Raw genomic sequence first — 12,536 nt, 5'->3', positions numbered from 1 at the left:
GATTTGTGCTAATGTATTGAAAAAGGAGATGGAAGCATGCTTACAATTAAACTATGTGAAAGTGAAGAAGAGCTGCAGACGCTGGCAAAGCTGGCAGAAAAGATATGGAATAACTATTTTTTAGGGATTATTACGCAGGAGCAGATTGATTATATGGTAGCGATGAATCAAAGCTATCCGGCAATTAAAAAAGCGATTCAGGAACAGCATTATCGCTATTATCTGGCTTATGAGGGAGATGTGATGGTTGGCTATATGGGCGTAAAACCAGAATCAGAGCGCTTATTTTTAAGCAAACTTTATTTAGACGCGCCGGCAAGAGGTAAAGGCTATGCCAGTCTATTGTTTAAACAAGCGGTTGAATATTGTAAGGAACTTGGCTTGAAGGCTATTTATCTAACTTGCAACAAGCATAATGAGCATTCATTGGCTGTCTACCGCAAAAAAGGTTTTAAAGTCATTGATGAGGCTGAAACCGATATTGGTCAGGGATTTATTATGGATGACTATATCATGGAATTAACATTATAAAATTTAGACAATGATATGCTTTTGTCAAAAATGGTTCAATTTTTAATCGTTGGTTACAATAATGTTATTGACAATTAAGGGTCAAAATGATATTGTACAAGCATGATAAAAATACCCTGATAAGGGGGAGTAGCTGATGAAGCAATTCATAATTACATTCGACAAGCCCGATGCATTCGCATCCGGATGTAATGATCCGATAAGGATAAGCAAGACCTTTATTCTTCATGTGTTGTAGAATAAGGGTCTTTTTTATCGAATTGGGAGGTAAACATGATTAATCAAACAAAACAGGAATTAGAGAAGGCATTAAATGTTGATACGAGTATAGGATTAGGCAGTGAAGAGGTTAAAAAACGTCAGGCTAAGGATGGCTTTAATGAGCTTGAACAGCCGAAAAAAGCGTCTTTGTTTGTTCGCTTTATGCTGCAGTTCAAGGATACTTTAGTCATTATTCTGCTGATTGCGGCTTTGGTATCGGTACTTGTTGAGCCTGGTGATTGGATTGACAGTGCGATTATTGTCTTTGTCGTTGTGGTTAACGCAATCTTAGGGGTGGTACAGGAAAGCAAGGCAGAGAAAAGCTTAGAGGCTTTGCAGAAGCTGAGCGCGCCTAACGCCAAAGTGCTGCGTGATGGTAAAAAATGTGTGGTGCCGGCCAGAGAACTGGTCGTTGGTGATGTGTTAGTGCTTGAAGCCGGGGATTGTGTGCCAAGTGATGCAAGAATTGTAGAATGTCATAATCTCAAGGTGGATGAAAGTGCATTGACGGGTGAAAGTCTGCCGGTAGAGAAAAATGATGAAATCATTGATAAAACTGAGGTAGCGTTGGGTGATAAAACCAATATGGTATTTCAGTCATGCAATGTGACCTATGGCCGTGCAATAGCCATAGTGACATCGATTGGCATGCAGAATGAGGTAGGTAAGATTGCCGGTATGCTGCTGGCGGCAAAGCAGGAAGCAACACCGCTTCAAAATAAATTGGATGAAATCGGTAAAATGATCGGCATTATGTGCATCGGTATCTGTATCGTTGTTTTCGGTATGGAAATGCTGTCAGGGCTGAGTGCCTTAGATGCCTTTAAAACCTCTGTCGCTTTAGCGGTAGCGGCGATTCCGGAAGGCTTGGCAACGGTTGTGACCATCGTATTAGCTTTAAGTGTGCAGAAGATGGTAAAACAGAATGCAATCGTGCGCCGTCTGCCGGCAGTTGAAACCTTAGGCTCTACTTCAATTGTTTGTTCCGATAAGACAGGAACCCTGACACAGAATAAAATGACGGTAGTAAAAACCTATACGCCAGCGATGGGTCTGCGTTCATTTGAAGAAACAGAGGATCATGAAGCAATCGATATGCTGAACTACTTTACGCTATGTTCAGATGCGGAACTGATTGAAGAAAACGGACAGCTGATTGAAATCGGTGATCCTACGGAAACCGCCTTGGTAGCTGCCAGTTTGAAGAAGGGGTTCAGTAAGGAAAAATTAGCTGAAACTTATCAGCGTGATGCTGAACTTGCTTTTGATTCAGAACGTAAAATGATGACGGTATTCTATAAATTAAATGGTCAGATTCTGTCTATTACCAAAGGTGGTCCAGATGTAACTTTAGCCCGCTGTGTTAATGCGGATATCACGAAGGCAATGGCTGCCAATGATGAAATGGCTAATGATGCCCTGCGGGTACTGGCGGTTGCAGTCCGTGTTTGGGATCAGATACCTGAAAAGCTTACTAGTGAACTGATTGAAAATGATTTAACCTTTATCGGTTTGGTCGGGATGATTGATCCGCCGCGTCCTGAGGTAAAAGATGCCGTTGCCGTGGCAGCTAAAGCCGGTGTGCGGACGATTATGATTACCGGTGATCATATTACTACCGCTGTAGCAATTGCTAAAAACCTTGGCATATTGACGGCAGGACAGAAGGCTATTATGGGTGTTGAGCTTGATAAGATGAGTCAGGAAGAATTGGAATCGCATATTGATGAATATAGTGTTTATGCTCGAGTTGCCCCTGAACACAAGGTGCGTATCGTAAAGGCATGGCAGGCACAGGGACATATTGTAGCGATGACGGGTGACGGTGTTAATGACGCGCCGGCATTAAAGAGTGCGGATATCGGCTGTGCGATGGGTATTACCGGCACAGATGTCGCAAAAGGCGCTGCGGCGATGATTTTAACTGATGATAACTTCGCAACGATCATTTCATCAATTCGTGAAGGCCGCGGTATCTTTGATAATATTAAAAAAGATGTGCAGTATCTTTTATCCAGCAATATTGGCGAGGTATTAGTCATTTTCGGTGCCTCATTGATTTCAGTGCTGATTCCCGCCAGCGGCTTTGGTGTACCTTTGCTGCCAATCCATCTGCTTTGGGTTAACTTAATTACAGATTCATTGCCAGCCTTCGCATTAGGCATGGAACCGACAGAAGCTGATGTAATGAACCGCAAACCACGTAAAAAAGATGAGGATTTCTTTGCGCATGGTTTCTTATGGACGATTATCTGGCAGGGAATCATGGTGGGTGTACTGACGTTATGCTCCTATGCGTTAGGAGAAAACGTATCCCACGAATACGGCATGACGATGGCCTTCATCACTTTAGTCGGCTGTCAGCTATTCCATAGCTTTAATGTGAAGAGTCATCATTCAGTATTCTCCAAACAAATTTTCAATAATAAATATCTATGGGGAGCAGCAGCGGTCGGCGTACTGCTTCAGGTGCTGATCATCAATGTGCCGTTCTTGTCAGATATTTTCAAACTGGTGCCGCTTGATCCAATACATGCCTTAGAAGCTATCGGTATTTCCGCATTAACAGTCGTGTTTGTAGAAATTTATAAATTAATCAAAAGAATCCAGCATAAGGATTAGTAAAATCTTCACAAAAAGAGTTCTGCAGAACTCTTTTTCATGTTATAATTTTAATGACTATAACGGGAGTGAATCAATCATGGCTACTAAAATATTAGTATTAGGCGGGAATCGTTTTATTGGACGTGCGATTGTGAATGTGCTTACTTATTACAGCTACGATGTAACTATTTTAAATCGGGGGAGCGAACCAAATTTGTTTGAAGGCGTCTCTCAGATACTTGCTGACCGCAATGATGAGGTTTCAATGCGTGAGGCTTTAAAGGATCGTGCTTTCGACATTGTGGTTGATGTCAGCGGTAAAACTAAGTATCAATGTGAGACAGTGATTCAGTCATTGGAACTGGTAAACCTAAAAAAATATATTTATATCAGTTCATCGGCTGTCTATGATTATGCGGCCTGTACGCTGCCTATTAAAGAGGATGCACCTAAGGGTGCTAATGAATGGGGACAGTACGGCTTGGATAAGCTGGCAGCTGAAAATTATCTGATTGAACAATTTGAAAACACACCGATTGAATGCATTATCCTGCGTTTCCCATATGTATATGGACCATATAATTATCTGCAGCGGGAACGTTTGATATTCCATCATTTGGTCAATGACCGACCGATTTATGTGCCGAATGACGGTAATACAAGAATCCAGTTTTATTATGTCAAAGACGCGGCAAATCTAGTTTTGACATGTATTTCTGAGCCTTGTGAGAATATTACAATTTATAATGCCGGCAATCGTCATTCTATCACTTTTAATGAATGGATTGCCTGCTGTGAGGAGATCGTTGGAAAGAAGGGCATGATTTATCATGTAGATTCTAACACCCGCAATACCAAGTTTTTCCCATTCATGGATCAGGATATCCTATTGGATGTAAGCCGTTTGCAGCCGTTCTTTCATAAAGAAATTGATTTTATGCTGGGACTTGGCGAAGCCTATAAATGGTTTAGAGAAAATGAAGACTTGCTGCTGATTGATGAAAATCAGCTTGAAGCTGAACGTGAATTAGCTGTCCAATTCAGCCATTAATAAGAAGGAGAATTTCATGCAGGAGAATCAGGAAATAGAAATAGAATCAATAGGTCAGACGTACCAGCATCATGATCCTTATTCATTTGAGGAACAGTGCGAGCGCTCACTGGCAGGCAGTGATAATTTTTATAACCGCAGTAAAAATGCCGGTTTCAGTGTTTGGGCACTGCTGTTTGGTCCTTTCTATTATTTATACCGTAAAATGTATCTTGAAGGCATTTTATTAATGGCAATACTTAGCATTCTGCCGATACCGCCGCAGCTTTCGATGGTTGTCTGGCTGATTGAAGGGTTAGCTTTTTATCCATTATACCGTGCGCATGCTAAACGGAAAATAAGCAAACTGCTGTCTAAATACAGTGATCTCAGCAGTGAGGAACAGCTATCTGTGATTCACAGTAAAGGCGGCGTGAATTATTTTGTTGCTTTGATATTTGCGGCATTGTATTTTATGGTTTTGTTTGCTTTATTAGGTAATGCTTAAGAATCCTGTTGATGCAGGATTTTTCTTTAAGGAGGCTATATGAAAATTATCGGTTTGATCGGCGGCATGAGCTGGGAAAGTACCCAGACTTATTATCAGGTAATAAATGAAGCTGTAAAGTCAAAACTGGGCGGTCTGCATTCCGCGGAGTTAGTTTTGGTCAGTGTTGATTTTCAGAAAATTGAGGCATGTCAGTCTGCGGGTGATTGGCAGCAAAGTGCTGAATTATTGACAGAGGCAGCGCTGCGGCTGGAAAGAGCCGGTGCTGATTTTATAATTATATGTACAAATACAATGCACAAGGTTGTGCCAATGCTTGAAAATAAGATAAAGCTGCCTATTGTTCATATTGCTGACGCCACTGCCGATGCTCTGAATGATAAGCATATCAAAAAGGCAGCACTGCTGGGAACCAAGTATACGCTGCGTGAAGATTTCTATAAGCAGCGGCTGATTGAAAACGGTATTGAAGTTATTATACCTCAGGATGAGGATATTGAAGTAATTAATGATATCATTTTAAATGAATTGTGCTTAGGCATCATTCATGACTCATCAAGAAAAATCTTTCAGCAAATTATTATGAAGTTGTATGAGCAGGGAGCGGAAGGCTTGATTCTTGGCTGTACGGAGATTGGTTTGCTGATTAATCAGTCAGATGCACCGATGCCAGTGTTTGATACGACATTGATTCATGCGCTCAAAGCAGTATCATTAGCTATTTAATAATGATTTAATTCATTTATAGAAAATAAACAGGAGCTGGTATTTAAAGGCTCCTGTTGTTTTTTGGCGATTAACAGTAAGTGAAGCGTGTTATAAAGTATACTTTGTGACACAAGACAAATATGGTCAGAAACTGTGTCTAAGTGTCAAAAAACGGTTTACAAATGTAATAAACAGGCATACAATATTAATAAAGAAAGCGTTTCACAAAGTATACTTTATGACACATTTTCTGCTTTTTTGTATATGTTATAAATGTGAAAATTTAGATAAAGGCGGGAGAGATATGTTTCAATCATTAAAAAAACTACTTTTTGTGTGCAGTTTGATTCTATCATCGTGTGTAGTGCCGATTTATGCGGAATCAGAGAATCCGTTAGTTTATGATCAGACACAGGATAGTTTTCAAGAATTTTTGGATCAACAGTCTGGTGATGTAAAGGTAGTGATGGAAAAAGGATTTACTGAAACGATCAGTATACCTGATACTATTACATCTTTGGAGATTGATTTAGCAGGTCACAGCATTTCAGGTACAATGTATGCCAATGGAATACCACTTACGATCAGCAATGGCGAAACTGGTGGTATTTATGGCGGTTCACATAATAAGAATATTACAGCTAATCCTAGAATTACATTAAATAATATAAGGCTACGCGGTGATCTATATGGCGGTGGTTGTTCTGATGATGGTAATTCTGCAAATGTTAATGGTAATGTTATTGTAAAGTTAAATAGTATCAGGTTTACTGATGAAGTGGAAAATCCGCCCGGTATGGGTAATGCTCACGAAGTTTATGGCGGCGGAAAAGCTATAAATGGCGGACAAGCTAACGTGGAGAACACACAAGTCTATGTTTCAAATAGCTATACAAGCAGTATTTATGGCGGCGGTTACGCAGAAGGCGGAACAGCTAATGTATCGGGGAACTCTTCCTTAACCGTTGAATCATTAACCAGCTATGGAGATATGGTAGGCTGTGGGTATCTTAATGGTAATAATTCTACTGCCAATTGCGGAAGTGTTGAATTAACGGTTAAAAACACTTATTTTCCTGCGGCTAATAGTATTTCAGGAGGGATTCAATCAGGGCTGATTATTGGGGGAACGTTGAATTATAATGCAACTAATGATCTGCAAGGTATAGTAGAGGGCAATGTTAAAATTAATGTTATTGATACGAAAATATCTGATTATATTGTTGGCGGCGGTTGCTCGTTTGCAGGTGAAAATTTCAGCGTTGGCAGTGTGGATATGTACCTTGAGGGTGTCAAAGAATTTTATGAGCCACGTTTAGATAAGCAAATAAGCAATGAATTTGTGTTATTGGGTGGTATTTTTAATAATGCTGATGTGTTAGGTGACATTCATGCTATTATTAAAGACTGTGACCTTGGTTATCTGTACGTTAGTGCAGGAAGTGAAGCCAAAGGTACTACAATACTTGAATTTGAAGATGGCGGTGTGATTGCTGGTGTTGATGGAATTAACAAACTTGTACTTGGCGCCCCTTTAAAGCTTACTGATAATGATTTAGGTGATAATTTTAAACCTGTTGAAATTAAATTAAAAGGGAATTGGAAAAATGGTGTTAAAGCATTAACAATAGATGGTTTTAATGAAGGTGCTGAATATGAAGGTCTGTTTTATGGCGATAATCTTATTTATGGCGCAGATGAAACAGCTCCTTATTGGATGACAGACGGCCTTGTGGAAACACCAACTATTGAGCCTGAACCTGATCATTCTTCTTCACATTCCGGCGGCAGTACCAGTAGTACGATTGTCAAGGGTGAAACTGAAACTACGGTTAAGGTTGATGATAAGACAGGTTCTTTAAGCAGCAGTGTAGTGAAAAAACTCGTTCAGGAGAATGAAAAAGTACCGGTGGTAATTGAAAACAGCGATATGAAAATTACTTATCCAAAAGGAGCATTGGGCGACTTAACTGGTGCATTAAGTGTGAATGTAACGGTGGACGGTAAGGATGAAATAACTAAAAAAGCCGCTGAAAAAGCGGGTGAAGCAGTTATGACGTTAAATTTTAAAGAAGAAAAAATGTTTTCTGCTCAGCAGTCAGTTAAAATTGAAATAAAGACTGATACAGAATTAGTTGGTAAAACATTGTATTATCAGAAATATGATGAAGAGACTAATCAATTGGTTTTGGTAATGCCAACTGTGGTTAATGAAGAAGGCTGGCTTGAGGTCTCACAATTAGAAGCTGGCTGCTATGTGCTAAGTGAGACGATTGATCCATACTGGCATAAGACAGTGACTGGCGATTGGTATTATTTTGATGAACAAGGTCAAACGGTAACTGGCTGGCTGGCAGATAACAGTGATTGGTATTATCTCGAAGAAAAGGGTACAATGCATAAGGGCTGGCTGTCGCTTGACGATACATGGTATTGTATGAATGACGCGGGTAAATTGATTAAAGGATGGAACCCACAGGGGTCAATCTGGTACTATCACGATGGTACGGGATCACTTGTTAAAAATCAATGGATCTGGGATGAGGGCGGTTGGTACTATATTGATCATACCGGCAGTATGCTCAGAGATGGTTATACACCAGATGGTTTCCATGTCAATCAATCAGGAGTTTATGATTACTAAATAATAAATAAAGAGTGTTCTGCGCGGACACTCTTTATTATGAATTTTGATTTTCCCTAACACGGTATAAAATTAGTTCACGAATTAAATCAGCAGGCAGCGGTTTTTGATAATCAAGCTGAATTGTATTTTTATTATTAAAGGGAATGCCGTCAAGCATACTCTTGCAATGCTGAATTGCTGCCGGGCTTGAATAAAATCCCAAATGACGTTCATAAGCCGCAAATTGAATGAGATAACCATTCAAGTAGTAAGTGGGAACACTCCAGGAAAGCTTTTCTTCAGCTTGGGGAACCGTTTGAAAAATCAAACTGCGTAAGGTATTTAATATTGCTTGTTTATCCTTGTCAAATTGTTGAATATAAGCAGTTACATCTTTAATGGTAGATTTCATGTTAACGCCCCTTTTATTTATTATAGCACAGTCATAGAGAAGTAAATTAAGAATCTAAGAGGGTGATGCAGTATACCGGAATTCAAATCATGACTTTTAGCTTAAAATAGTGTAGAATAGGGACGTTGGAGGATTTGTTCTATGATAAAACTTGTTATTACGGATATGGATGGCACATTGCTGAATGATAAAAAAGAGGTGCCGGCTGAAATTTATGAGCTGATTTTAAAATTAAAGGAACGCGGTGTTACCTTTGCGGCAGCCAGCGGACGTCAGTATTTCAATCTGCTTGACAGCTTTGCACCCATTCAGAATGATATTTATTATATTGCTGAAAATGGCGCCTATATATTAAATGGCAGCGAGGAACTGTCAGTCAGTGAACTGCCGCATCCATTAATTGAAAAGCTGCTGAGTGTTGCTGAGCGGATTCCAGAAGTATATCCGATTCTGTGCGGTAAAGGCAAGGCTTATGTAACAAGCCGTGAACCACGAGTCATTGAACAGGTAGAGCCTTATTATAAAAAATATGAAATTATTGATAATCTGCATACCGTAGATTCGGTTATCTTTAAGATAGCTGTGCTTGATTTTATCCATGCGGAAAAGAATGCTTATCCTCATTTCAAAGACTTTGAAGATCAGCTGCAAATCAGTGTATCAGCCCATGAATGGATGGATATCATGGTCAAGGGTGTCAATAAGGGAGAAGCGGTTAAAAAGCTGCAGAAAATTTTAGGTGTCAGCAAGGCTGAAACGATGATTTTCGGTGATTTTTTAAATGATTATGAAATGATGCAGGAATGTGAGTACAGCTATGCTATGGCTAATGCACATCCTAAGCTGAAAGCAGTCTGCAACTATGAATGTCCAAGTAACAATGATAATGGGGTTGTCGATACCATAAAAAAAGTTTTTAATTTATAATAATTCAAAAGCATTGTTTCATACTAAGACTGAGGTGAAACAATGGAACACGAAGAAATCTTAAAATCATTAGATACATTATTAAAAGGCAGTCATATGGGTGTTACTACTTTTTCTGATCTGCTTGAGCATTTACAGGAAAGAAGCCTGCGCGATCAATTCAGAGGTTATGTAAAGCTGTTTGAAAATCATGAAAAAGCTATTACGAAAGCGATCTTGTTTTATCATGGACAGCCGGATACTGAATCAATTAAAATCATGATGGGTGAGGTTATGACGAGCTTAAAGAATTTAATGCTGGTTGGTGACAAGGATGTTTTAAACTCTGCGGCTAAGGCTATTGAAATGGGATTGACGCAGCTGAGAGAGTTTGATGATAAAAACCTTGCTGTTACTGAACAGGTGCGTAAAGATGTGAAGATCATCCATGATGATTATGAAGCGATGAAGCATGAGATTCATAAGGCATTAATGGAAAGAGAATAGAGGGTGCTTCCTGGCGGAGTGCCTTTTTCTATGTTGATTTATGTTTTTAAAATTAATGATGAAGCATCAATTTCACCGTACGTTTAAATGAAGTTGTGCTATAATATTTTTAATTGAAAAGAGGAATGACATGAAAACAGAAGAAAGATTTTTAAAGTATGTACAAGTTGATACTGAAAGTGATCCATACAGTGAAACAACGCCTTCCACAATGAAACAGAAAGACCTTGGCAAGCTGTTGGTTGAGGAAATGAAAGCAATTGGGATCGAGGATGCGATGATGGATGAATATGGCCGCGTTTACGGCAGTATTCCGGCGAATACGGATATGGCGTGTGAATCAATTGGTTTCATTGCTCATATGGATACATCTCCGGACTGCAGCGGCAAGGATGTTAAGCCGCGCATCGTTAAGAATTATGATGGTTCATTGATTGTGTTGAATGAAGCATTAAAGGTATCGATGGAACCTAAGGAATTCCCAGCTTTGGGACAATATATCGGCGATGATTTAATTGTTACAGATGGTACTACCTTGCTGGGTGCTGATGATAAGGCTGGTGTAGCGGAAATTATGACGATGGCTGAAACATTGCTGACACATCCTGAAATCAAGCATGGACGCATTGCAATCGCTTTTACATGTGATGAAGAGGTTGGCCGCGGGGCTGATGATTTTGACTTAAAACGCTTTGCTTGTGATTATGCATATACCGTTGACGGAGGCGATATTGACTGCATCGATTATGAGAATTTCAATGCGGCAGCAGCGGTTGTTACCGTACATGGCAAAAGCATTCATCCAGGCAGCTCTAAAAATAAGATGGTTAATGCGATACTGGTTGCTTATGAATTCCATAATTGTCTGAATGTGTTTGAAAATCCGGCGTGTACAGAGGGCTATGATGGGTTTAATCACATGACGGAAATCAATGGCGGCTGTGAAAAAGCTGTAATGCATTATATTATCCGCAATCATGATGAAGAAAAAATGGCACATCAGAAGGCAGAATTTGAGAATGCACGTGATTTCCTAAACAAGAAATATGGTTATGAGATCATTGAACTTGCCATCAGTGACAGTTATGCCAATATGCGTCAGTGTATTGAAAAAGATATGCGCTGTGTTGACCGGGCGAAAGCGGCTATGCTGAGTCTAGGCATTACGCCTCGTTCAACGGCAATCCGCGGCGGTACGGATGGCGCGCGCTTGACTTATGATGGCTTGAATTGTCCTAATCTTGGTACCGGCGGTGCAAATTATCATGGTAAATATGAATTTGCTTCGATTCAGGCGATGAATAAAATCACGGAGCTATTAGTGAAGATTGCCAGTGTTGAAGCATAAATAATGTCATTTTAATCTTTTAATTAGTATGTCAGATAATTTAAAAGGAAGATTTAGATCTTGATCTATTTCTTCCTTTTTTTGACTTTAAATAATTCTTATGCATTATCCTTAATAATCAGTCCCAGCAGCTTTGCCAGTTCAATAGCCTGATACTCTGAAACAATTAACCCCTTTAAAGTATCCATTGATACGGCAATACCCTGAATACTGCATGTAGAGACATCAATACCTGCCAAGGATGAATTGAAAAATTCTGCTTCATCCAGCTTGCTGTCACTAAACAGTACCTCTTTAAACTGGGTTGCCACAAAACTGGCCTGGCCGCAGTCACAATTTATAAACAGGTTATTTTTTAAAGTGGAAGAGGAAAAATTGGCATATGTGCATTTGCAGTGATCAAAGACTGTGTTCTGAATCAGCATGCTTGTAAATTCACTGCCGGTACAGCGGCATTTATGGAACTCACAGCGATGGAATGACCCTTTTTCAAAGCTGAGATTTGAAAGATCACAGTTATCAAAGATGCAGTCGCAGAAATCACAATGATCAAAGCGGCAGTCCATAAAGTCACAGCTTCTGAATATAGAACCATTGATGTGAATCCGCTCGGGTTTCACTTCACTGATAAATTCATTTTCAATTAACACATTTTCAATCAGATCATCCTCAGTCATAGCCTTCTCAATGGTTTGAACCGGTTGGATGTCAGCACTGATTCTTGGTTTTTGGATTGTTTTCATATTGTTCACCTGATATTCATTATATCTTAATCAGGAATAAAAGACACCCCTTATTTATGATATAATAGTGGCTGGGAGGCATTATGCGAAAAACAATTGATCTACATGGCTGTTTGACATCACAAGCCAAGGCATATCTTTTAAAAACATTAGACACCTGTCCTTCATCAGTGAGTGAGCTGGTTGTCATTCATGGCTCCAATCATGGTGATAAATTGGCTCAACTGGTCCGCAAACAAATCAAACATCCGCGTATCAGCAAGATATTTCTGACAATGAATCCAGGTGAAACCATTCTTGAGCTTAAGGCTGTCAAGACTGGAATAAAAAAATAAAAGCATTATAATCATAG

12 protein-coding genes are annotated in these 12,536 nt (G+C 39.5%); 10 read left to right on the top strand and 2 right to left on the bottom strand.

Annotation, left to right across the window (positions count from 1 at the left end; genetic code table 11):
* Positions 1-36: 36 nt before the first annotated feature.
* From DWZ33_RS03120 to DWZ33_RS03095, 6 genes are all read left to right on the top strand, one after another.
* The gene (locus DWZ33_RS03120) at positions 37-531 is read left to right on the top strand and encodes a GNAT family N-acetyltransferase (protein WP_118453752.1); all 495 of its coding nucleotides are present in this window, start codon (positions 37-39) and stop codon (positions 529-531) included.
* A 273-nt stretch (positions 532-804) separates the two neighbouring features.
* The gene (locus DWZ33_RS03115) at positions 805-3,414 is read left to right on the top strand and encodes a cation-translocating P-type ATPase (RefSeq protein ID WP_118453751.1); all 2,610 of its coding nucleotides are present in this window, start codon (positions 805-807) and stop codon (positions 3,412-3,414) included.
* A 79-nt stretch (positions 3,415-3,493) separates the two neighbouring features.
* Positions 3,494-4,447 carry an NAD-dependent epimerase/dehydratase family protein gene (locus DWZ33_RS03110; protein WP_118453750.1) on the top strand — a complete coding sequence of 318 codons (954 nt, stop codon included), beginning with the start codon at positions 3,494-3,496 and terminating at the stop codon, positions 4,445-4,447.
* A gap of 16 nt (positions 4,448-4,463) precedes the next feature.
* A complete protein-coding gene (locus DWZ33_RS03105; RefSeq protein WP_118453749.1) occupies positions 4,464-4,934 on the top strand; it encodes a DUF2628 domain-containing protein in 471 nt (156 codons plus the stop codon).
* Between the two features lie 39 nt (positions 4,935-4,973).
* The gene (locus DWZ33_RS03100; RefSeq protein WP_118453748.1) at positions 4,974-5,660 is read left to right on the top strand and encodes an aspartate/glutamate racemase family protein; all 687 of its coding nucleotides are present in this window, start codon (positions 4,974-4,976) and stop codon (positions 5,658-5,660) included.
* Between the two features lie 286 nt (positions 5,661-5,946).
* Complete coding sequence (locus tag DWZ33_RS03095) at positions 5,947-8,286, top strand: N-acetylmuramoyl-L-alanine amidase family protein (RefSeq protein WP_182425488.1); 2,340 nt, start codon at positions 5,947-5,949, stop codon at positions 8,284-8,286.
* Positions 8,287-8,323: 37 nt separating this feature from the next.
* Here the strand turns inward: DWZ33_RS03095 and DWZ33_RS03090 are convergent, their stop codons facing one another.
* Positions 8,324-8,680 carry an iron chaperone gene (locus DWZ33_RS03090; RefSeq protein WP_022936887.1) on the bottom strand — a complete coding sequence of 119 codons (357 nt, stop codon included), beginning with the start codon at positions 8,678-8,680 and terminating at the stop codon, positions 8,324-8,326.
* A 141-nt stretch (positions 8,681-8,821) separates the two neighbouring features.
* Between DWZ33_RS03090 and DWZ33_RS03085 the strand changes: the two genes are divergently transcribed.
* The 3 genes from DWZ33_RS03085 (at position 8,822) to pepT (ending at position 11,441) form a co-directional block, all read left to right on the top strand.
* On the top strand, positions 8,822-9,607 hold the full coding sequence (locus DWZ33_RS03085) for an HAD family hydrolase (protein ID WP_022936888.1): 786 nt from the start codon (positions 8,822-8,824) through the stop codon (positions 9,605-9,607).
* A gap of 42 nt (positions 9,608-9,649) precedes the next feature.
* The gene (locus DWZ33_RS03080) at positions 9,650-10,093 is read left to right on the top strand and encodes a DUF2383 domain-containing protein (protein ID WP_118453746.1); all 444 of its coding nucleotides are present in this window, start codon (positions 9,650-9,652) and stop codon (positions 10,091-10,093) included.
* A 130-nt stretch (positions 10,094-10,223) separates the two neighbouring features.
* On the top strand, positions 10,224-11,441 hold the full coding sequence (pepT, locus tag DWZ33_RS03075) for a peptidase T (RefSeq protein ID WP_022936890.1): 1,218 nt from the start codon (positions 10,224-10,226) through the stop codon (positions 11,439-11,441).
* Positions 11,442-11,539: 98 nt separating this feature from the next.
* Here the strand turns inward: pepT and DWZ33_RS03070 are convergent, their stop codons facing one another.
* Positions 11,540-12,184, bottom strand: coding sequence for a pentapeptide repeat-containing protein (locus tag DWZ33_RS03070; RefSeq protein WP_026880783.1), 645 nt, complete (start codon positions 12,182-12,184; stop codon positions 11,540-11,542).
* Between the two features lie 83 nt (positions 12,185-12,267).
* Here DWZ33_RS03070 and DWZ33_RS03065 point away from each other — a divergent pair, with 83 nt between their 5' ends.
* Positions 12,268-12,519 carry a Smr/MutS family protein gene (locus tag DWZ33_RS03065; RefSeq protein ID WP_118453745.1) on the top strand — a complete coding sequence of 84 codons (252 nt, stop codon included), beginning with the start codon at positions 12,268-12,270 and terminating at the stop codon, positions 12,517-12,519.
* The last annotated feature ends 17 nt before the right edge of the window (positions 12,520-12,536 follow it).

Source organism: Dielma fastidiosa, assembly GCF_003475485.1.
GTDB lineage: Bacteria > Bacillota_I > Bacilli_A > Erysipelotrichales > Erysipelotrichaceae > Dielma > Dielma fastidiosa.
Note: the sequence above shows the minus strand (reverse complement) of the source record. Positions and strands in the feature narration are given on the sequence as shown.